Source organism: Bacillus sp. FSL K6-6038 (assembly GCF_038050455.1).
Classification (GTDB): domain Bacteria; phylum Bacillota; class Bacilli; order Bacillales; family Bacillaceae_G; genus Bacillus_A; species Bacillus_A pseudomycoides.
Genome location: NZ_JBBOUH010000001.1, coordinates 3,737,745 through 3,760,009, shown reverse-complemented (window position 1 = coordinate 3,760,009; position 22,265 = coordinate 3,737,745). Strand labels below are relative to the sequence as shown.

General features: G+C 37.1%; 19 protein-coding genes and 1 pseudogene. 16 read left to right on the top strand and 4 right to left on the bottom strand.

Annotation, left to right across the window (positions count from 1 at the left end):
* Window positions 1-205 precede the first annotated feature (205 nt).
* Window positions 206-525 (bottom strand): annotated as a pseudogene (locus tag NSQ40_RS19710) (hypothetical protein); the annotation flags it as partial.
* 194 nt (window positions 526-719) lie between these two features.
* On the opposite strand from NSQ40_RS19710, the gene NSQ40_RS19705 reads away from it, so the two are divergent.
* Window positions 720-1,100, top strand: coding sequence for a YoqO family protein (locus tag NSQ40_RS19705; RefSeq protein WP_258248237.1), 381 nt, complete (start codon window positions 720-722; stop codon window positions 1,098-1,100).
* 35 nt (window positions 1,101-1,135) lie between these two features.
* Here the strand turns inward: NSQ40_RS19705 and NSQ40_RS19700 are convergent, their stop codons facing one another.
* The 3 genes from NSQ40_RS19700 to NSQ40_RS19690 all read right to left on the bottom strand — a co-directional run bounded on the left by NSQ40_RS19700 (window position 1,136) and on the right by NSQ40_RS19690 (window position 4,958).
* Complete coding sequence (locus NSQ40_RS19700) at window positions 1,136-1,660, bottom strand: DinB family protein (RefSeq protein WP_041488515.1); 525 nt, start codon at window positions 1,658-1,660, stop codon at window positions 1,136-1,138.
* A gap of 98 nt (window positions 1,661-1,758) precedes the next feature.
* Complete coding sequence (locus NSQ40_RS19695) at window positions 1,759-2,826, bottom strand: M24 family metallopeptidase (RefSeq protein WP_098158930.1); 1,068 nt, start codon at window positions 2,824-2,826, stop codon at window positions 1,759-1,761.
* 422 nt (window positions 2,827-3,248) lie between these two features.
* A complete protein-coding gene (locus NSQ40_RS19690; protein WP_003199640.1) occupies window positions 3,249-4,958 on the bottom strand; it encodes an Rqc2 family fibronectin-binding protein in 1,710 nt (569 codons plus the stop codon).
* A gap of 104 nt (window positions 4,959-5,062) precedes the next feature.
* On the opposite strand from NSQ40_RS19690, the gene NSQ40_RS19685 reads away from it, so the two are divergent.
* The 15 genes from NSQ40_RS19685 to rpe all read left to right on the top strand — a co-directional run bounded on the left by NSQ40_RS19685 (window position 5,063) and on the right by rpe (window position 22,162).
* Window positions 5,063-7,783 carry a calcium-translocating P-type ATPase, SERCA-type gene (locus NSQ40_RS19685; protein ID WP_258248238.1) on the top strand — a complete coding sequence of 907 codons (2,721 nt, stop codon included), beginning with the start codon at window positions 5,063-5,065 and terminating at the stop codon, window positions 7,781-7,783.
* A 99-nt stretch (window positions 7,784-7,882) separates the two neighbouring features.
* Window positions 7,883-8,758 carry a YicC/YloC family endoribonuclease gene (locus NSQ40_RS19680; RefSeq protein WP_003208193.1) on the top strand — a complete coding sequence of 292 codons (876 nt, stop codon included), beginning with the start codon at window positions 7,883-7,885 and terminating at the stop codon, window positions 8,756-8,758.
* A 67-nt stretch (window positions 8,759-8,825) separates the two neighbouring features.
* On the top strand, window positions 8,826-9,089 hold the full coding sequence (remA, locus tag NSQ40_RS19675; RefSeq protein WP_001251459.1) for an extracellular matrix/biofilm regulator RemA: 264 nt from the start codon (window positions 8,826-8,828) through the stop codon (window positions 9,087-9,089).
* Window positions 9,090-9,102: 13 nt separating this feature from the next.
* Window positions 9,103-9,720, top strand: coding sequence for a guanylate kinase (gmk, locus tag NSQ40_RS19670; RefSeq protein WP_003199649.1), 618 nt, complete (start codon window positions 9,103-9,105; stop codon window positions 9,718-9,720).
* Between the two features lies 1 nt (window position 9,721).
* A complete protein-coding gene (gene rpoZ, locus NSQ40_RS19665; RefSeq protein WP_003199650.1) occupies window positions 9,722-9,934 on the top strand; it encodes a DNA-directed RNA polymerase subunit omega in 213 nt (70 codons plus the stop codon).
* A gap of 198 nt (window positions 9,935-10,132) precedes the next feature.
* Window positions 10,133-11,338, top strand: coding sequence for a bifunctional phosphopantothenoylcysteine decarboxylase/phosphopantothenate--cysteine ligase CoaBC (coaBC, locus tag NSQ40_RS19660; RefSeq protein WP_003199652.1), 1,206 nt, complete (start codon window positions 10,133-10,135; stop codon window positions 11,336-11,338).
* A complete protein-coding gene (gene priA, locus NSQ40_RS19655; protein WP_098100890.1) occupies window positions 11,335-13,740 on the top strand; it encodes a primosomal protein N' in 2,406 nt (801 codons plus the stop codon). The genes coaBC and priA overlap by 4 nt, the downstream gene beginning before the upstream one ends.
* 11 nt (window positions 13,741-13,751) lie before the next feature.
* Window positions 13,752-14,228 (top strand): peptide deformylase, encoded by a 477-nt coding sequence (gene def / locus NSQ40_RS19650; protein WP_003199655.1) that lies wholly within the window; start codon window positions 13,752-13,754, stop codon window positions 14,226-14,228.
* A gap of 16 nt (window positions 14,229-14,244) precedes the next feature.
* The gene (gene fmt / locus NSQ40_RS19645) at window positions 14,245-15,189 is read left to right on the top strand and encodes a methionyl-tRNA formyltransferase (RefSeq protein ID WP_003199658.1); all 945 of its coding nucleotides are present in this window, start codon (window positions 14,245-14,247) and stop codon (window positions 15,187-15,189) included.
* Window positions 15,186-16,520, top strand: a complete 1,335-nt coding sequence (rsmB, locus tag NSQ40_RS19640) for a 16S rRNA (cytosine(967)-C(5))-methyltransferase RsmB (RefSeq protein WP_041488517.1) — start codon at window positions 15,186-15,188, stop codon at window positions 16,518-16,520. Before fmt ends, rsmB begins: the two co-directional genes overlap by 4 nt.
* 4 nt (window positions 16,521-16,524) lie before the next feature.
* Complete coding sequence (gene rlmN / locus NSQ40_RS19635; protein ID WP_003199662.1) at window positions 16,525-17,613, top strand: 23S rRNA (adenine(2503)-C(2))-methyltransferase RlmN; 1,089 nt, start codon at window positions 16,525-16,527, stop codon at window positions 17,611-17,613.
* A gap of 4 nt (window positions 17,614-17,617) precedes the next feature.
* Window positions 17,618-18,370, top strand: coding sequence for a Stp1/IreP family PP2C-type Ser/Thr phosphatase (locus NSQ40_RS19630; protein ID WP_003199663.1), 753 nt, complete (start codon window positions 17,618-17,620; stop codon window positions 18,368-18,370).
* 8 nt (window positions 18,371-18,378) lie between these two features.
* Window positions 18,379-20,349, top strand: a complete 1,971-nt coding sequence (pknB, locus tag NSQ40_RS19625) for a Stk1 family PASTA domain-containing Ser/Thr kinase (protein WP_098100891.1) — start codon at window positions 18,379-18,381, stop codon at window positions 20,347-20,349.
* 284 nt (window positions 20,350-20,633) lie between these two features.
* The gene (gene rsgA / locus NSQ40_RS19620) at window positions 20,634-21,515 is read left to right on the top strand and encodes a ribosome small subunit-dependent GTPase A (RefSeq protein WP_003199670.1); all 882 of its coding nucleotides are present in this window, start codon (window positions 20,634-20,636) and stop codon (window positions 21,513-21,515) included.
* 2 nt (window positions 21,516-21,517) lie between these two features.
* A complete protein-coding gene (gene rpe, locus NSQ40_RS19615) occupies window positions 21,518-22,162 on the top strand; it encodes a ribulose-phosphate 3-epimerase (RefSeq protein WP_003199671.1) in 645 nt (214 codons plus the stop codon).
* The last annotated feature ends 103 nt before the right edge of the window (window positions 22,163-22,265 follow it).

The following is a 22,265-nucleotide window of genomic DNA, read 5'->3' as shown; positions in this document are numbered from 1 at the left end:
TAATTTTGACAGATGGTTTGAAATCCCTTTTGGGAATCAGTATATTTCAACAGTTCGCAAAGGAAAACAGTAAGCAAAGAAAACTTGTCTACGGTTATAAAAGAAACATCGCGACAATTGTAGTGACAATTAACCCGATAACGACCGGTATAAAATTGCGTCTAGCAAGTTCGAATGGATCTACTTTACAAATTGCTAACCATTTTTTTGTGCGAGGAGTAATAGAAGTAAGAACTTTAGCTGGTTCAGTTGATTCAACAGAACCAGTATGCACGAGTAAATTGCTCATTGAAATAATAATAGAGATGATTAAAATAGTTGGTAGTAGTTCGGTAATGGCATAGATAAAACTTTGAAAAATCTCGCTAACGGCAAGAGGAATGGAATGTGTTGCGGTTAGAGCTAGTAAAAAGATAAAAAACAATACAAATGATTGTCGTATCTTTTCGAAGAATAAAAAAAGGTGATAATTGTAAGTAAACAAAGAATATAGAGGGCGTGCAGAAGTGTTAATTCTACTCCCATTTTGCTCACATCCTTTAGGCGTTCGGGTAGTTTAGTGTATGAAGAGAGTGGGAGTGTGTGAGTACGTAGAGAAAGAAAATATAACAATTTCATGTACTGCACTTACAAGGTGAAAGTGGATGATATAATACAAATAATCCTGAAAGTGGATAAAATATTATACGGTTTTATTACTAGATAGAGAGATGGAATATATGAAGGAGAAAATAGGTTTTTACGGTCTTATGGGATGCTTCGCTATAGGACTTATTTTAAAGTATTTTATTGAAAGTGATTGGATCGACATTATTTATGCAGTGGGTTTTATTTTTGCTGTATTATATCGTTGGGATGAATTTAGAGCATACACCCGAAAAAAGAAGATCGTTTTAGGAATTGAGTTTGTCATTTTAATAGCTACAGTGCCATTCATATTGTTGGAAGGCGGTAGACAAATGGATATGATGCCAATTTTTCAAGGGTGGCTATCTTTTGCTAGATTAGTATATTTACTTATAATCTTAGGTATTGTGGGAATGATTGTTACAAAAGTGAATAAAAAATTATTATTAGGTGATGACGTATCTAAAACATAAAAAAGTGCTACCTCGCTAAGAGATAGCACTTTTTATTATTTTACAGAATGAGTTTTTTGCATTTTTTTAATTAAACGAATTTGCCCGCGATGACTCAGCTCATCCTTGAATACATGGAACCATTTGAAGTAGTTATTTGCAGGTTTGTCGTGCCAAAACGTTGTGGTTTTATATAGCCATTCATCTGGTAGTGATTGAAACGTTGCAATCGTTTTATCGCGAACTTTTTGTAACGTATCTATGTAGTAGTCTATAGGGTGATTTTTAATCGTTTGACGTCCAAGATCACCCAATTCAACTCCTGGTAACCAGCGTTCTAATTCAGCTTCTGTTGGCTCGCGATCTTCAAAGGGATGAATTTGATAATAAAACTCGACTGCAGCCATATGGTACAAAAGCATACCAATCGAGTTTGCCTGATCATCGTGCAAATAATCGAGTTCTTCAATTGTTAAGTCTTGTACAGCTTGCATAGTTGTATAGCGAGTATAATTCAGCATAGAAACAAGTTTTGAGAACTCTGTGTTTAATCCGTCAATCTTATCAATTACGAAATTCAATAGAAATTCCTCCTAATAAATAATTTCTTTATAGAAGGGTTTCTATATGTAGGAAGAAATTCTTTTTTAGGAGCGTATATGAATCAAGTTTGTGGTTATTAACCAATAACAATAAGGTCTCTATTTGCCTTTGTAATTACTTCATGCCCATCTTTTGTAATGACAATATCATCTTCAATCCTACAGCCACCCCAGTTTGGAATATAAATACCTGGTTCGACAGTAACAACCATTCCTTCTTGTAAAGTAGCTTTACTTTCTTGTGATAATCGAAGTGGTTCATGAAGTTCTAATCCAACGCCATGGCCGGTAGAATGGCCAAAGTATTCACCGTAGCCGTTATCTGTAATGTAATTTCTTGTCACATCATCAATCGTTTTTGCGGATTCACCAGGCCGGATTGCTTTGGTTCCTCGTTTTAATGCTTCTAATACAATACTATATATTTTTTCGAATTCTTTGGAGTAACTTCCAATCGCAATAGTACGTGTTAAATCAGAGCAATACCCATTGTAAAGTGCACCAAAATCTAATGTAACCATATCTCCGTTTTCAATCATCTTATTTGTGGCAACGCCGTGGGGAAGAGAAGAACGGACTCCAGAAGCTACGATAATGTTAAATGATGAGGAAGAGGCCCCTTGTTTTCGCATAAAAAACTCTAATTCATCTCGGACATCAAATTCAGATACACCGGGTTTTAGAAATCCTGTTATATGTTGAAATGCTTCATCGGCCATACGTGCTGCAACTTTAATTGTTTCGATTTCAGACTCTTCCTTAATGGAACGGATTGTTTCTACTAGTTCACTTACTTGTACAAGTTTGATGTTTGTATATTTTTTTAACGAACTATACTGTTTTAAGGTCATATTGTTTTCTTCGATGCCTAGTCTTTGGATGTTTAATCTAGTTGTCTGATTTGCAATCTCTTGTTCTATGTTTCCTTTATGCATAATGATTTCAGTTTCTTGTACCTGTGTTTTTGCTTGATCGACATAGCGGAAATCTGTAATGAATACAGTTTCAGTTGCAGATAGTAATACGACTCCAGCACTACCTGTAAATCCAGTTGCATACTGGCGATTTTCCTTTTTCGTAATGAGTAATCCGTCTATTCCATATTCGGTTAGTTGTTCTTGAATTTTTTTGATTCTAGTAGTCATTTTGATTCCTCCTTTTCATTGTCTATATAAAGCAATAATTATGCCAATATTCTCAATCTAGCTGTTCGTGGGCAATAAGACCCCCACTGTAAAATTCAACAAAAGTAAAGAAGATAGGTGGGGATCGGGCACCCGATTGGTGAGGGCTAATAATCAGTGGGGATGAAGAAAACCTCCTACTGATTAAAGCTTCACTTTATGAGGGAAGATACTTAGTAATGAATATACTGTCAAAAAATGTAGACATATAAAATTATATGTGTCTACATTTTTTTGACATGAAAATCTAGGGTATAAACTTTTTAACACGATATATTTTTAATTGCTCAATAACTTTTTTGTGAAAAATAGTTTTTATTAAGTGATAGGTATAAAAAAAGGTAATAACGATTTAATTAATATCGTTATTACCTCTTTTTGTTTTAAGCTTTTAATTTCATCACCGTATCAGCATCTGGTGTTACATACAATGTTTGTTGATTATCATATGTCACAAACCCAAGTTTAGCACCGCTTGGTTTTTTAACATGGCGAATTTTTGTGAAATCTACAGGAACAGAACTAGAATCTTTTGCTTTACTGTAATAAGCAGCGAGTTTAGCAGCTTCTAATAAAGTCTCTTCAGTTGGTTCTAATGAGCGAATAACAACGTGAGAACCAGGAATATCTTTTGTATGTAACCAAATTTCATCACGACGTGCAAATTTGGTTGTTAAATAGTCATTTTGTTTATTATTTTTACCGACTAAAATTTCTGTTCCATCGGTAGAGATATATTTATCTAATATCGGTTTTGATGTTTTTTTCTTTGTATTCTTCGACTTACGGTTACGCATATAACCTTCTTCAGCTAATTCTTCGCGAATCTCCTCGATATCTTTTGAAGAAGCAGCCTCCATTTGTTGAAGTAGGCTATCAAAGTAAAGGATTTCTTCATTTGTTTTTTCAATTTGTTCTTTTACGATTGCAACAGAATTTTTCGCTTTTTGATACTTTTGGAAATAACGTTGTGCGTTTTCTGACGGTGTTTTCAGTGGATCTAATGTAATTTTTACTGTTCCGCCATTTTCATCGTAGTAGTTGACAACCTCAATTTCTTTGTCACCTTTTTTTAATGCATACATGTTAGCTGTAAGAAGTTCACCGAATAATTGATATTTATTAGCTTTCCCAGCATCTTGTAGTGTTTTTTGTAATTTAATTAATTTCTTTTCATTTTTTGCTTTTTCATTGTGCATAAATCGTTCTAAATCATGTGCTTGTTGTTTTACACGATCGCGTTCAGCCTTTCCAAAGAAGAATCGATCTAATAATTCACTTACAGATAAGAATGTTTTATTATCCCCTTTTAAATGTGTAAGAGGGAAGAGATAAAAGAACTCTTTTCCATTTGCCGTTATCATTGTTGGTTCATATTGATGCGCTTGCATTGGTTTTTGTAATGTGAAAAACGCTTCTGATAATGCATGTTCATTTACCATAACAGCTTTCTTTACAACTTCTTTTGCAAATAGCGGAGAAATCCCCATAAAGGCCCCAACAAGTTGTTTATCCATATTTCCTGCTAAAAAGTCTAGTGGCCTAATAAACTCATCTTGTGTTTCAATCTGCAAGGGATTAATTTTATGCTGTGCTGGTGGTGCAATATATTCAGCGCCAGCATATACAGTACGATGCCGATTTACCGCTAAAGAAACGTGCTTTAAGCTATCTAAAATGATATTTGTTTTCGCGTCTACTAAAATAATATTGCTGTGACGACCCATTATTTCAATCACTAATGTTTTTAACGATTCGTCCCCAATCTCGTTACGGCTTCGAACGGTAATTTGAATGATACGTTCTAAATCGATTTGTTCAATTTTCTCAATAAATCCACCTTCTAAATGTTTGCGAAGAAGCATGCAAAACATTGGTGGTAATGCTGGTGAATCATAACTTTGATTTGTAAGATGCATACGTGCGTATGTAGGGTGTGCGGAAATAAGTAATTTTTGATTTTTTCCGTTTGCTCGAATATGTAACAAAACCTCATATTTTGATGGTTGATATATTTTTGAAATTCTTCCTGTTTGAAGAGAATTTGCAATTTCATGTGTAATCGCTCTTGTAAATAATCCATCGAATGCCATTATGAACACTCCTTTCTAACTAAATGTTAATTATAGCATTTTTTTGGACGGGACTGAATAAGCTTTCATTAGAGCATGTCTGCAATCAGGAGGTCGATAGCGAGATGAATTGGTATGAAATGCGTGCACATGAAGTGGAAGAAAGAACGAATACGAATGTGAAGGTAGGACTGTCAGAGCAAGAAGCGGAAGGGCGCTTAAAGAAGCTAGGGCCAAATGAATTACAAGAAGCAAAGCGGCCTTCTGCACTTCTTGTATTTTTGGCGCAGTTTAAAGATTTTATGGTACTTGTTTTGTTTGGTGCGACAATCATTTCAGCTTTTTTAGGAGAGTATATTGATTCGATTGCAATTGTCGCAATTGTTATTATCAATGGTGTTCTTGGTTTTTTTCAAGAAAGAAAAGCAGAAAAATCATTGGAGGCTTTGAAAGAATTAGCTGCCCCGCAAGTAACGGTTTTACGAAATGGAAAATGGATGAAAATACCATCTAAAGCACTTGTCCTTGGGGATATCATTAAATTTTCTAGCGGCGACCGTATTGGTGCTGATATTCGTCTTGTTGAAGCATCGAGTTTATATATCGAGGAATCGGCTTTAACGGGAGAATCTGTACCTGTTCAAAAGAAAGTGGAAGCATTAGGCGGTCAAAATGTTGCGATTGGTGATCAAAAAAATATGGCATTTATGGGGACGATGATAACAAGGGGTTCCGGGGCCGGAGTAGTAGTAGCTACAGGGATGAACACGGCTATGGGGCAGATTGCAAATCTGTTGCAAAATGCAGAGCAAATGGAAACACCGCTGCAAAGAAGATTAGAACAACTTGGGAAGATTCTAATCATTGTTGCCCTTATTTTAACAGCACTTGTTGTACTAGCTGGAGTGTATCAAGGGAATGAAGTGTATCATATGTTCTTAGCGGGTGTGTCACTTGCTGTTGCAGCAATTCCAGAAGGATTACCAGCGATTGTTACGGTCGCATTGTCACTTGGTGTACAGCGCATGATTAAAAAGAGAGCGATTGTTCGAAAATTACCAGCAGTAGAAACTTTAGGATGTGCTTCTGTTATTTGTTCGGACAAAACGGGTACGATGACACAAAATAAAATGATGGTAACACATATGTGGTCAGGTGGCGAAACATGGCATGTAACCGGGCAAGGCTACGAGCCTACTGGATCATTTATGAAAGGTGAGCAGAAGGTTAATCCGGAATCTACAAGGGCGTTATATCAATTATTAACATTTGGGTGTTTATGCAATAACGCGAGCATTGTAAAAAAGAAAAAAACATATGTCCTAGATGGAGATCCGACAGAAGGTGCGCTCGTTGCAGCGGCGATGAAAGCAGGAATATCCCGAGAAGCTTTAAAAGAGAAGTTTGAAATTATTCATGAACTCCCTTTTGATTCCACACGAAAAATGATGAGCGTAATCGTTCGTGATCGTGATGGTAGAAAATTTGTAGTCACAAAAGGGGCACCTGATGTTCTTTTGCAAATGAGCCAAACAATTTTATGGGGGGATAAACAGCAACCTTTAAGTGAGTTATATCGTAAAGAAGTGCAAGCGGCAATTCATAACCTTGGAAGTCAAGCGCTTCGAACGATTGCTGTTGCATTTAGGGCTTTAAAAGTAACAGATTCAATTGAACATGAAAGAGAAGTAGAAAAAGATTTCATGCTTGTCGGGATACAAGGAATGATAGACCCGCCAAGACCAGAAGTGAAACAGGCCGTAAAAGAGTGTAAAGAGGCTGGTATTAAAACGGTAATGATTACAGGAGACCATAAAGTAACAGCGATGGCAATTGCGGAGCAGTTAGGGGTTTTACCACCGAATGGCCGCGTTATAGAAGGTGTAGAATTAGCAAATATGTCTGTAGATGAACTAGAGGATATTGTAGAAGATACCTATGTATTTGCACGTGTATCTCCTGAACATAAATTAAAAATTGTAAAAGCTCTTCAAAATAAAGATCATATTGTGGCGATGACAGGTGATGGAGTGAATGACGCTCCTGCTATTAAAACAGCTGATATTGGGATAGCGATGGGAATTACAGGAACGGATGTAGCTAAAGAAGCTTCCTCTCTTGTTTTGCTAGATGATAACTTTGCTACGATTAAATCGGCAATTAAAGAGGGACGAAATATATATGAGAATATTCGGAAGTTCATTCGGTATTTATTAGCATCAAATGTTGGAGAGATTTTAGTTATGTTATTTGCGATGATGCTTGCTTTACCACTTCCGATGGTTCCAATTCAAATTTTATGGGTGAATTTAGTAACAGATGGTTTACCAGCAATGGCACTAGGGTTGGATGCAGCTGAGGGAGATGTGATGAGAAGAAATCCACGGCATCCGAAAGAAGGGGTGTTTGCAAGAGGGTTGGCTTGGAAAATTGTGAGTAGAGGCTTTTTAATTGGTATTGTAACCTTGCTGGCATTTATTATTGCATTTAATCAGCATCCAAATGAATTGAAATATGCGCAAACAGTAGCTTTTGCTACACTAGTTTTAGCACAGCTTATTCATGTATTTGACTGCCGCAGTGAACACTCTATATTCCATCGTAATCCTTTTGGGAATATATATTTGGTTGGAGCAGTTATTATTTCGGTGTTATTAATGCTTGTGGTTATTTATTATCCACCATTGCAACCGATTTTTAGTACAATGCCAATTCAAGCGAGAGATTGGTTATTAATCGTTGGTTTATCGTCCATTCCAACATTTTTATTAGTCGGCTCTTTATTGACAGGGAAAAAGGAGAAGAAGAAGCCGATATTGTATAAGAGAGGCATAAACTTGAAATAGTCAATGATATGAAAATGTGATATAATTTACAAAAGGTAGTAGAGTTGCATCTCTATTACCTTTTTCATTGAGTTATTTCATGGTGTGGATGTGATAAAGATGATTTCTAGTATGACAGGATTTGGAAGAGCGAAAGTGGAAAATGATGCTTTTCAAATTACAGTAGAAATGAAGTCAGTGAACCATCGTTTTTTAGAGATGAACATTCGACTTCCGAAACAAATGATGGTTTTTGAGGACAAAATTCGTAAGTTAATTGCAGAACAAGTTCGCCGCGGGCGTATTGAAGTGTCCATTATTATTACAGGGGAAGGGCTTGTTGAAAGAAAGTTAAGTGTGAATTGGCCGCTTCTCAAGCAGTATAAATCCATTATGGAAGACGTGAAAACGAAATTTCAATTACAAGATTCCATTACACTTCAACAATTAATGGCAATGCCAGAAGTAACGGCGATTGAAGAAATGGAAAATGTAAATGAACAATTTGAACAAAATTTATATGAAGCTGTTCGCCAAGCTGCTCGTACGTTAAAAACGATGAGAGATGGCGAAGGAGAACGATTACATAAAGATATGGCGTATCGTTTACAAGAGATACACGATTGTGTAAATGCGATTATTCCGCATGCACCAATTGTTACTCAAAAATATCGTGAACGATTGGAAAATCGCTTAAAAGAATTACATAATCATGAGTTAGATGAACAAAGGTTGCTGACAGAGGTAGCGATGTTTGCGGAGCGCTCGGATATTCATGAAGAATTGGTTCGCTTGCAAAGTCATTTAGCTCAATTTCATGAAGCCCTTGAGATCGAGGAGCCTGTTGGTAGAAAAATGGATTTCATTGTACAAGAGATGCATCGGGAAATTAACACGATCGGTTCTAAGGCAAACGACTTAACAATTTCAAAATATGTTGTAGAAATGAAAAATAACCTTGAAAAAATTCGTGAACAGGTACAAAATATTGAGTAGCTGTCAAAAAATATATAAAGTTATACGTGGTGGGGAAATCGGATAGACTTACTAGGAGGCGCAAACTATGGCCATGCGGTTTTTAAATATTGGATATGGGAATATTGTATCTGCTCATCGAATTATTGCAATTGTAAGTCCGGAGTCAGCTCCTATTAAACGAACGGTGCAGGAAGCGCGTGAACATAACGTGTTACTAGATGCTACGTATGGGAGAAAAACAAGGGCGGTTATTGTTATGGATGATGGGCATATTGTACTAAGCCCAATTCAGCCAGAGACGATTGCACATCGTTTAAATAATAAAGAAGATTTAAGTGAGGAAGGGTAGGTTTTACATATTTATGAGAAGTAGAAGAGGGTTGCTCATCGTTCTTTCAGGACCTTCTGGCGTTGGGAAAGGGACAGTTCGAAAAGAGTTGTTCAGCCATGAAGATACAAGATTTCAATACTCTATTTCAGTAACGACACGTAAACCGCGTGAAGGTGAAGTAGATGGTGTGGATTATTTCTTTAAAGAGAGAGAAGAGTTTGAAGAAATGATTCGTAACGAAAAGCTGCTTGAGTGGGCAGAGTTCGTTGGGAATTACTATGGAACACCAATCGATTATGTTGAAAAAACATTGCAAGAAGGAAAAGATGTATTCTTAGAAATTGAAGTACAAGGAGCAATTCAAGTAAAGAAAGCTTTCCCAGAAGGGGTATTTATTTTCTTAGCTCCTCCAAGCTTATCAGAGCTTAAGAATCGCATCGTTGGTCGCGGTACAGAGACTGAAGATGTTATTGAAAATCGTTTAACTGTAGCAAAAGAAGAAATCGAGATGATGGACGCTTATGACTATGTAGTAGAAAATGATAAAGTAGAACTTGCTTGTGAACGCATTAAAGCTATTGTGGTTGGTGAACATTGCCGCCGCGACAGAGTAGCGAAATATTATAAAGAAATGACGGAGGGTATATAATATGTTAAATCCATCAATTGATTCATTGCTAAAAAAAATCGACTCTAAATATACATTAGTAACAGTAGCGGCAAAACGCGCTCGTGAAATGCAAATGGCTAACAACTGTGTTGTTGAAAATCCTGTTTCTCATAAATGTGTAGGTAAAGCGTTGGAAGAAATCGATGCGGAAGCATTAAATTATGTACCAAGCGAAGAGAAAGTATCTGAGTAAGGCATTCTCTTCGACAAATGAAAACATAGACTTTATACTTTTCTATGTAACGGTAACAACCTATTTACAAGTAGGTTGTTATTTTTTTATGATAGAGCTAAAAGAAATAGGTTTTTGTTTAATGAAATACTAGCACTGACGAGCTGGAATGAATACATTTCAGCAGAATAAGTTTGAAAAAGAAAGAGGACGAGTCATATGCTAAAAGGGAAAAAGATACTTCTATGTGTAACAGGAGGCATTGCTGTTTTTAAAGCGGCTGCGTTAACGAGTAAATTAACACAAGCAGGAGCACTTGTAAAAGTAATGATGAGTGAATCGGCGATGAAATTTGTTACACCTCTTACATTTCAAGCGCTTTCTCGCCATGATGTATACACGGATACGTTTGATGAAAAAGATTCTGCAGTTATCGCTCATATTGATTTAGCGGATTGGGCGGACGTTGTGCTTATTGCACCAGCAACAGCGAATTGTATCGGAAAATTAGCAAATGGTATTGCTGATGATATGATCACAACAACATTGTTAGCTACTATAGCGCCAGTCTGGATTGCACCTGCTATGAATGTGCATATGTATGAAAATAAAATTGTCCAAAAGAATATGATGACGTTAAAAGCGTTGGGATATACATTTATTGAGCCTGGAGAAGGCTTTTTAGCATGTGGATATGTTGCGAAAGGTCGATTAGAAGAACCAGAAACAATTATCGCTCGATTACAAGAAGCGTTTTCAGAACATAAACCATTAAAGGGAAAGAAAATTTTAGTAACTGCTGGCCCAACTCGTGAAAAAATTGATCCAGTACGTTTTATGACGAACTTTTCTTCAGGGAAAATGGGGTATGCGCTAGCGGAAGTTGCTGCTAACTTAGGAGCGGATGTAATACTTGTTTCAGGTCCAACTGCAATAGCACCACCTGTAAATGTAACAACTGTGCAAGTAGAATCTGCACAAGATATGTTAGAAGCTGTAATGCAACATTATGGATCTATGGATGTTGTTATTAAAACAGCTGCAGTAGCAGACTATCGCCCGAAAATTGTGCATAATCAGAAGATGAAAAAGAAAAGTGGCGATGCAGTCATTGAGTTAGAAAGAACAATCGATATTTTGAAAACACTCGGTGAGAAAAAAGAGCATCAACTCCTAATCGGTTTTGCTGCTGAAACGACAAATATAGAAGAATATGCAACGAAAAAATTGCGTGAAAAAAATGCAAATATGATTGTTGCAAATGATGTGAAAGCACAAGGTGCAGGATTCGGTACGGATACGAATATTGTAACAATGTATAGAAAAGATGGAGAAGTTATTCGATTACCTCTTTTAACAAAGAAAGAAGTTGCACGTGAAATTTTAATGCAAATTAAAGCGATGTTAGAAGAGGATCGTGTATGAAATTTGCAAGTGTAATCGTTGATGTACCGGCACGTCAAACAGATCGCCCGTTTGATTATGTTATCCCTAAGAAATGGGAAGATATTGTACAAACAGGTATGCGTGTAGTCGTTCCGTTTGGTCCACGGAAATTACAAGGCTTTATTATTGAAATAAAAGATTCAGTCGATGTGGAAAGTAAAAAGTTAAAAGCATTGCATGAAATACTAGATGTTACGCCAGTTTTAAATGAAGAATTATTACAACTTGGTTTTTGGCTGACGGATGAAACATTATGTTATATGATTTCAGCTTTTCAAGTTATGCTTCCAGCTGCGATAAAAGCGACTTATAAAAAACGGCTACAGCTCCATAAAACAGCTGCAGTGGCGCCGGAAATTCGTGATTTGTTTCAAGGGAAAGAAGCGATAGATTGGGAAGAAATTGCTACGCACTCACATATGTATCGCATGGTTCAAAAAGAGATAACAAACGGCACTATTGAAGTCATCTATAAAGTAAAAGATAAGGTGCAAAAGAAGAAACAAAGGGTGATTCAGCCAGAATTGCCACAGGAACAATTAGAGGCAGCTGCCTTTGAGCTGAAAAGTAAAAAGCAACAAGATGTACTGTATTACTTTGTAGAAAATTATCACAGTGTGCCATTAAAAACATTAACAGAAGAACTACAAATAACAGATGCACCGGTAAAGTCGCTTGTGAAAAAAGGGTTGCTTTTAGAACAGTACATTGAAGTATATCGTAACCCATATGACGATGATGCTTTTGAACAGACAAAGCCATTTCCGCTCACAGATGAACAAAATCAAGTGATTACGCCCATCTTGTCATCCATTACAAATGAAACATATAATCCATTTTTACTATATGGTGTTACAGGAAGCGGTAAAACAGAAGTGTATTTGCAATCCATTGCTGCGGTGTTGAAAAAGGGAAAAGAGGCGATTGTACTTGTTCCAGAAATTGCGTTAACACCGCAAATGGTAGATCGATTTAAAGGACGTTTTGGTTCGCAAGTTGCGGTTCTTCATAGTGCGCTTTCTGTTGGGGAAAAATATGATGAATGGCGGAAAATTTTACGAAAAGAAGTAAAAGTTGTTGTTGGAGCACGCTCCGCTATTTTTGCTCCATTTGAAAACTTAGGAATTATTATTATTGATGAAGAACATGAGTCAAGTTATAAACAAGAAGATAATCCGAAATATCATGCCAGGGATGTTGCGATTTGGCGAGGGCAATATCATAATTGTCCAATCGTGCTCGGCAGTGCAACGCCGACTCTAGAATCATTTGCTAGAGCGAAAAAAGGTGTTTATGAGCTACTAACCATGCAAAAGCGTATGAATGAACAAGCGTTGCCGACAGTAGAAATTGTTGATATGCGTGAGGAACTGCGTGATGGAAATCGTTCTATGTTTTCAAAATTACTTCATGAGAAAATAGCGGATCGGTTAGAAAAGAAAGAACAAATGGTTCTTTTTTTAAATCGAAGAGGCCATTCAACGTTTGTCATGTGTCGTGATTGTGGTTATGTCGTGCAATGTCCACACTGTGATATATCACTCACCTATCATAAAATGAATCATCGTTTAAAATGTCACTATTGCAGTTATGAGGAAAGTATGCCAACTGCTTGTCCTGCTTGTAATAGTTCGTATATTCGTTTCTTTGGGACAGGAACACAAAAGGTAGAAGAAGAAATTACAAAGTTATTTCCAGAGGCGCGGGTTATCCGTATGGATGTTGATACAACGAGTCGCAAAGGAATGCACGAAAAGTTATTAAAAGCCTTCGGTGAAGAGAAAGCTGATATCTTACTTGGAACACAGATGATCGCTAAAGGGCTTGATTTTCCAAAGGTTACACTTGTTGGTGTCTTAACAGCTGATACGATGCTACATTTACCAGATTTTCGAGCAAGCGAGAAGACGTATCAGTTATTGACACAGGTGAGTGGACGTGCAGGTCGACATGAATTACCAGGAGAAGTAGTAATTCAAACGTATACGCCAGAACACTATAGCGTAGAACTAGCAAAGAATCAGCAGTACGATGTATTTTTTGAACAAGAAATGCAAATGAGAAAAACAAGGCAATACCCGCCATACTACTATGTCGCACTTGTAACCGTTTCGCATCCAGAGTTATTAAAAGCAGTGCAAGTAACGGAAAAAATTGTCGGTTATTTACGAACGCATTGCTCGCGGCAAACAATGGTGCTAGGACCGGTTGCTTCAGCAATTCCAAGGATAAAAGATAGATATCGATACCAATGCATGATAAAATACAAGCGGGAACCAAACTTAAAGTACGTGCTCAAAATGGTAAATGAACATTATCAAGCAGAAATGCAAAAAGATTTGCAGATCTCAATCGACTTTAATCCAACAATGTTAATGTAGCGGAGGAAAATATGGCAGTTTTAGAAATTGTAAAGCATCCAGATGAAGTGTTAGAAACCCCATGTGAACGGGTAATGAACTTTGATAAAAAGTTAGTGAATTTGTTAAAAGATATGCATGAAACAATGTTAGTTGCAGATGGTGTTGGTTTAGCAGCACCACAAGTCGGCGTAAGTTTGCAAGTGGCAGTTGTTGATATTGGTGATGATACGGGAAAAATCGAACTGATTAATCCAGTTATTTTAGAAAAACGTGGTGAACAAGTAGGTCCCGAAGGCTGCTTAAGCTTTCCGGGACTTTATGGTGAAGTGGAGCGTGCAGAGTATATTAAAGTACGTGCACAAAATCGTCGTGGTAAAATCTTTTTATTAGAGGCAGATGATTTTTTAGCACGCGCAATTCAACATGAAATCGACCATTTACATGGTGTGTTATTTACATCAAAAGTGACGAGATATTATGAGGAAAATGAATTAGAAGAGATGTAAAAGGAGCGGTTTTTGAATGATAAAAGTAGTATTTATGGGAACACCGGACTTTTCTGTACCGGTGCTTCGTCGTCTTATTGAAGATGGATATGATGTAATTGGTGTTGTAACGCAGCCGGATCGTCCAGTGGGAAGAAAAAAGGTTATGACACCAACACCTGTTAAGGTGGAAGCGGAAAAACATGGTATTCCGGTGTTACAGCCGTTAAAAATTCGTGAAAAAGACGAATATGAAAAAGTATTGGCATTAGAGCCGGATTTAATTGTGACAGCTGCGTTCGGACAAATTGTACCAAACGAAATTTTAGAAGCACCAAAGTATGGATGTATTAATGTTCATGCTTCATTACTTCCAGAACTTCGCGGCGGTGCACCAATTCATTACTCCATCATGCAGGGAAAAGAAAAAACAGGTATCACAATTATGTATATGGTGGAAAAATTAGATGCTGGTGATATTTTAACGCAAGTAGAAGTGGAAATCGAAGAACGTGAAACAACTGGTTCATTATTTGATAAATTAAGTGAGGCTGGAGCGCACTTATTATCAAAAACAGTTCCGCTTTTAATACAAGGAAAATTAGAACCGATTAAACAAAATGAGGATGAAGTAACATTCGCTTACAATATTAAACGTGAGCAAGAAAAGATTGATTGGATGAAAACAGGAGAAGAGGTTTACAATCACATTCGTGGTTTAAATCCGTGGCCAGTTGCTTATACAACTTTAGCAGGGCAAGTTGTAAAAGTATGGTGGGGCGAAAAAGTTCCTGTAACAGTACAGGCTGAAGCTGGTTCTATTGTAGCAATTGAAGAAGATGGTTTCGTTGTGGCAACAGGAAATGAAACAGGTGTTAAAATTACTGAGTTACAACCATCTGGTAAAAAGCGCATGAGTTGTTCACAATTTTTACGTGGAACAAAACCTGAAATTGGTACGAAGTTAGGAGAAGACGCATGAGACAAAATGTTCGTGAGTTAGCTCTTGATGGTCTAATTCAAGTAGAGAAAAGTGGCGCTTATAGCAACTTACTTTTAAATAATTTGATTGAAAAAAGTGCGATTGATAGAAAAGATATTGGTTTGTTAACTGAGATTGTCTATGGAACGATTCAACGTCGTGATACACTTGACTATTATTTACAACCATTTTTAAGAAAAAAAGTTGAAGCGTGGGTAAAAATATTACTTCGCTTATCTTTATATCAAATGCTATATTTAGATCGCGTCCCAGAAAGAGCGGCGATTCATGAGGCTGTTGAGATTGCAAAACGTCGTGGTCATAAAGGAATTGCAGGGATGGTAAACGGGGTACTCCGTTCGATTCAACGTGAAGGTGTTCCATCTTTAGAGGAGATACAAAATCCTGTAGAGCGAGTTTCTGTTGCAACGAGTCATCCAGAGTGGCTTGTACAAGAGTGGGTATCAGCATACGATTTAGAAACAGCGCAAAAAATGTGCGAAGTAAATATGGTTCCGCCGGTACCGACAGCACGTGTGAATGTTGATAAAATAACGGTAGAAGAAGCGATTGCTTTGCTAGAACGTGAGGGTGTACAAGCAAATCGTGGTGATTTATCAGAAGATGCTATCCAAATTGAAAAAGGAAACGTAGCGCATACAGAAGCGTTTAAAAACGGTTTCCTTTCTATTCAAGATGAAAGCTCTATGCTTGTTGCGCGTGCTTTGAAACCCGAAGAAGGAGATATGGTTCTTGATAGCTGCGCGGCGCCTGGTGGGAAAACAACACACATTGCAGAGCGTTTAAAGGGGACTGGTCAGGTAACGTCGCTGGATTTACATCCGCATAAAGTTCGTCTAATTCAGCAACAGGCGAAGCGTCTAGAATTAGAGAACATTGAAACAAAGGCGCTAGATGCCAGAAAAGTTCAAGAACATTTTGCGAACGAAAGCTTTGACAAAATATTAGTAGACGCACCATGTTCTGGATTTGGTGTTATCAGACGTAAGCCTGATATTAAATTAGGTAAAGAAAAAGGAGATAGTGAAAGACTGTCGACAATTCAGCTATCGATACTAGAAAAGGTAGCTCCACTGTTAAAAGCAGGTGGTCGCCTTGTTTATAGTACGTGCACAATTGAAAAAATAGAAAATGAACAAGTGATAGAGCAATTTTTACAAGAGCATCCTGAATTTGAATGGGATACTACTATGAAAGAGCGCATGCCAGAAAAATTACGTCCTTATATAAATGAAGGGCAAGTACAAATTTTACCGCATTATTTTGCAACAGATGGCTTTTATATTGCTTGTTTAAGAAAGAAGGTGTAGCATCATGGAAACGACTGTAAAAAAACAAAAGAAAGATTTAGAAACAAAAAAAACATCTATTTACTCTTTACAACTTCATGAAATGCAAAATTGGTTAAAGGAACAAGGTGAACCGAAATTCCGTGCAGGTCAAATTTTTGATTGGCTATATAAAAAGCGTGTAAAAAATTATGAGGATATGACAAATCTTTCAAAAGGATTGCGTGATAAATTGTCGAATTCCTTTGATATTACTACTTTAAATACATTAGTAAAGCAAACATCTTCTGATGGGACAATTAAGTTTTTATTCCAATTATATGATGGGTATTCTATCGAAACAGTATTAATGCGACATGAATATGGAAATTCCATTTGTGTAACAACACAGGTAGGTTGCCGAATTGGTTGTACATTCTGTGCATCAACACTAGGTGGTTTAAAGCGAAACCTAGAGGCTGGAGAAATCGTAGCGCAAGTAGTAGAGGTTCAACGTGCGCTTGATGAGACAGATGAGCGCGTGAGTTCTCTTGTTGTAATGGGAATTGGAGAGCCGTTTGATAACTACGATAACTTAATGTCGTTTTTACGCATTATTAACCATGAAAAAGGAATTCATATTGGTGCACGTCATATGACGGTTTCAACAAGTGGAATCATTCCGAAAATTTATAAGTTTGCTGAAGAGGATATGCAAATTAACTTTGCGATTTCATTGCACGCTCCAAATACAGAATTACGCTCAAAATTAATGCCGATTAACCGTGCTTATAAGCTGCCTGACTTAATGGAAGCTATTAAATACTATGTAAATAGAACCGGGCGTCGCATTACGTTTGAATATGGCTTATTTGGAGGAGAAAACGACCAAGTTGAGCATGCCGAAGAATTGGCTCAACTTTTAAAAGGTGTAAAATGTCATGTGAACTTAATTCCGGTAAACTATGTACCAGAACGCGATTACGTAAGAACACCACGTGAACAAATTTTCTTATTTGAAAAAACGTTGAAAGACCGTGGAGTGAATGTAACGATTCGCCGTGAACAAGGTCATGATATTGATGCTGCCTGCGGTCAGTTGCGTGCAAAGGAGCGCAAAGAAGAGACGAGGTGACAAGATGAAAGCCGTGTTTCTATCGGATAAAGGGAAAGTTCGTCAACATAATGAAGATAGTGCAGGAGTTTTTCATAATTTAGATGGAGATATTTTAGCTGTTGTAGCTGATGGAATGGGAGGTCATCGAGCAGGCGATGTTGCTAGCTCGATGGCCATTCAACTATTCCATGATTATTGGAAACAAACGTATAATATGGATACACCAAAAAAGGCCGAAGAATGGCTACATACAAACGTTGAGATGATTAACGAGAGGGTATACGAATACTCGAAGAAACATACAGAGTGTAGTGGTATGGGAACTACTGTTATTGTTGCGATTTGTACAGCGGGATTTGTAACAATTGGACACATAGGAGATAGTCGATGTTACATGTTATCAGATGATGAGATTTCACTTATAACTGAAGACCATTCACTTGTAAATGAACTTGTCAGATATGGTGAGATTTCAAAAGAGGATGCAGAGTATCATCCAAAAAAGAATTTGCTTTTACGAGCGCTTGGAACAGAAGAAAAAGTTGGATTAGATGTTAAAACATTAGTGTTAGAAGAAAATGATCAACTGCTTCTTTGCTCTGACGGATTATCAAATAAAGTTGCTATGGATGATATGCGAAAGATTTTGCAATTAAACGAACAACTCGAGACAAAGGGAGAACATCTTGTTCAACTTGCGAATGATCGTGGGGGAGAAGATAATATTACCCTTGTCATTGTTGATTATGCGGATTCGGCAAACGAAAGTAGGTGAATTACAACGTGCTGATTGGAAAACGCCTAAACGACCGTTATAAGCTACTGAAAATGATCGGTGGCGGAGGGATGGCCAATGTATATTTGGCTCATGATGATATACTAGGCCGAGATGTAGCGGTAAAAATATTAAGACTCGATTATGCAAATAATGATGAGTTTATTAAACGTTTCCATCGAGAAGCGCAATCTGTTACAACGTTGTCGCATCCAAATATTGTGAATATGTATGATGTTGGGGAAGAAGATGGAATTTATTATCTTGTTATGGAATATGTACCTGGACAAACATTAAAGCAATACATAACGCAGCGTGGAATGTTACCGATAGGAGAAGCTCTTGATATTATGGAGCAGTTAACATCTGCAATGGCACATGCGCATCATTTTGAAATTGTCCATAGAGATATAAAGCCACATAACATCTTAATTCGGAATGATGGGGTCGTGAAGGTGACAGACTTTGGGATTGCGACTGCTACAAGTGCAACGGCGATAACGCATACGAACTCAGTGCTTGGTTCGGTCCATTACTTGTCACCAGAGCAAGCACGCGGAGGGATAGCGAATAAACAATCGGATATTTATTCGCTTGGTATTGTTATGTTTGAATTACTAACAGGGCGACAACCTTTCTCAGGAGAGTCTGCAGTTGCGATTGCTTTAAAACATTTACAGAATGAAACACCATCTCCAAAACGCTGGAATCCAGATATTCCGCAAAGTGTAGAAAATATTATTTTAAAAGCAACTGCAAAAGATCCATTTCATCGCTATCAGTCTGCTAATGCGATGAAGAGAGATATTGAAACGGCGCTATATCCAGAACGTATTAACGAACAACCATTTTATATACCTGAAGATATGGAAGCGACGAAGGCAATTCCAATTATTCAACAAGAACAATTATTTGGAAATGTAAGCGATGAAACAATTGTATTGAATGGAAGTAAAGCGGATGAACAGATAAAAGATGAAGAAGTGAAACCGAACGAGAAAAAAAAGCGAAGTAACAAATGGCTGAAAGTGTTACTTACAACATTTTTACTTTTAGCAATCGGCACAACGTTAGCGCTGACTGTGATTCCAGGATTCTTTATTCCTAAAGACGTAAAAACTCCTGATGTGTCTGGTATGAAGTATGAGACTGCTGTTAACACTCTTGTTGAGAAAGGATTTGAAGTTGCTGAACCGAACATTGTTTATACAGATGATGTTGAAGCTGGGAAAGTAATTAAAACAAGTCCGGCAGCAGGAAGGGTTGTAAAAGAAAGGTCGAAAATTACTATCTATCAATCTGGTGGAAAAAAGAAGGATAAGATGAGTAATTTAATCGGAAAAGATTTTGATAGTTTGAAGGACGAATTGGAAGGGAAGTATAAAATTGTTGTTCGATACGATATTGAAAGCGAAAAACCAAAAGGTGAAATCGTAGAACAAAGTCCAGCAGCAGACCAAATGGTTGTGGAAGCGGAGCAAGATGTGAAAGTTTGGGTGAGTAAAGGTCCTTACCAAATTCGACCTGTTGATTTTTCTGGATGGACGGAAAATAGTGTGAATAGCTATTTAAATGAAAAGAAACTAGTCCCAGATATAAAAAGAGAATATTCGGATACTGTTGATAAGGGACAAGTAATTTCACAATCACCAAAACCAGGAACGCCGTTAAAAGAAGGGGATAAAGTAACGATTACTGTCTCTGATGGTCCGAAGCCTAAAGTAACGAAAACAGTAAAGGTTGATAACATTTCGATTCCGTATGAGCCTCCTGCAACAGGTGAGAAAAAGCCACAAACAATTGAAATTTATAAAGAAGATATGCAGCAGAAAATGGATAAGCCGATTGAAACGCGAACAATAACAGAAGCTGCTACTATTTCTTTGGAATTTGTGATTCAAGAAGGAACAAAAGGCCATTACAAAATTGTTCGAGATGGGACGAAAATTATTGATAAAGAAGTGCCATATCCAGCCTAGTAAAGGTGTGTCTCCATTTGGTGGATTCCACCTTCTTTGTATGGAGAGTGGAATTTGTTGCTCTTGCCTGTTATGCTGTTAACGTAGAAGGGTAAGAAATTACGTTTTGAAATAGAAGGACAGCCATAAAAGTGAAGTGGAAATAAAGGAGAATCTGAACTGATAAATAGTCAGTTTTATCCTAGTATTCGCTGGCAGTACCCCGTCTCAATATTTTAAGGAAGGGATAACTGTATGGAGAGGCTGATAACAATTTCACTTTATATAGAATAAAGGAGAATTATATGGCAGAAGGAAAAATTGTAAAAGCTTTAAGTGGTTTTTATTATGTACAGCATGAAGGTGGCATTACACAATGCCGTGGTCGTGGTGTATTCAGAAAAAATAAAATTACACCACTTGTAGGAGATCAAGTAGTTTTTCAAGCGGAGAATCCGAATGAAGGCTATGTTTTAGAGATTTTTGAGCGGAAAAATGAACTTGTTAGGCCGCCAATTGCCAATGTTGATCAAGCAATCCTTGTTTTCTCAGCAGTTGAACCAGATTTTAACCCAGGGTTATTAGATCGATTTTTAGTATTAATTGAATATCATAACATTAAACCAATTATTTGTATCAGTAAAATGGATTTAGTAGATGAAAAAATGCGAGAAACTGTTGAATCTTATGCAAATGATTATCGTGAAATGGGATATGATGTGTTATTTACTTCTATAAATACATCGGAAAGTATTGATATTTTAAAACCATTCTTAGAAGGTTGTGTCTCAGTTGTTGCGGGGCAATCTGGTGTAGGGAAATCTTCCATGTTAAATGTATTACGCCCAGATTTAGCCCTAAAAACAGATGATATTTCATCGCATTTAGGGCGAGGAAAGCATACGACAAGGCATGTAGAATTAATTGCAGTAGGAAGCGGTCTGGTTGCAGATACACCGGGTTTTAGCTCTCTTGATTTTATTGATATCGAAGTAGAAGATCTTACGTATTGTTTTCCAGAGTTGAAAGAAGAGAGTCAATACTGTAAATTTAGAGGGTGTACACACCTTTCAGAACCGAAATGTGCAGTAAAAGCTGCCGTTGAAGAAGGGAAAATTACACAATATCGTTATGAACATTACAAACAATTTGTAGAAGAAATTAGAGAGAGAAAGCCGAGGTATTAATTATGATTAAAATTGCACCATCGATTTTATCAGCAGATTTTTCCAAACTAGGGGAAGAAATTAAAGATGTAGAAAAGGGCGGAGCGGATTATATCCATGTTGACGTAATGGATGGGCATTTTGTTCCGAACATTACAATTGGTCCATTAATTGTAGAAGCGATTCGTCCAATTACATCTTTACCATTAGATGTACACTTAATGATTGAAAACCCGGATAACTATATCCCTACTTTTGCAAAAGCTGGAGCGGATATTATTACTGTTCATGTAGAGGTGTGCCCGCATTTACATCGTACGATTCAATTAATTAAATCACATGGTATCAAAGCTGGAGTTGTATTAAACCCACATACACCAGTTTCAATGATTGAACACGTATTGGGAGATATTGATATGGTATTACTTATGACAGTAAATCCAGGATTTGGTGGACAGAAGTTTATTCACTCTGTATTACCGAAAATTAAACAAGTTGCAGAAATGGTCAAAGAGCGTAATTTACAAGTAGAAATCGAAGTTGATGGTGGTGTGAATGCTGAGACTGCGAGACTTTGTGTAGAAGCTGGAGCAAATGTTCTTGTAGCAGGATCAGCAGTGTACAATCAAAAAGACCGCGGTGAAGCAATTCGAGTAATTCGTGGATAAGGAATATAGATAAGAAAACTTTTAAGACCTGTTAGAACGGGCTAATGTGAAAAAAGCAATCTACCGACTGGCAGATTGCTTTTTTCTATAGAAGGGAAAGAAA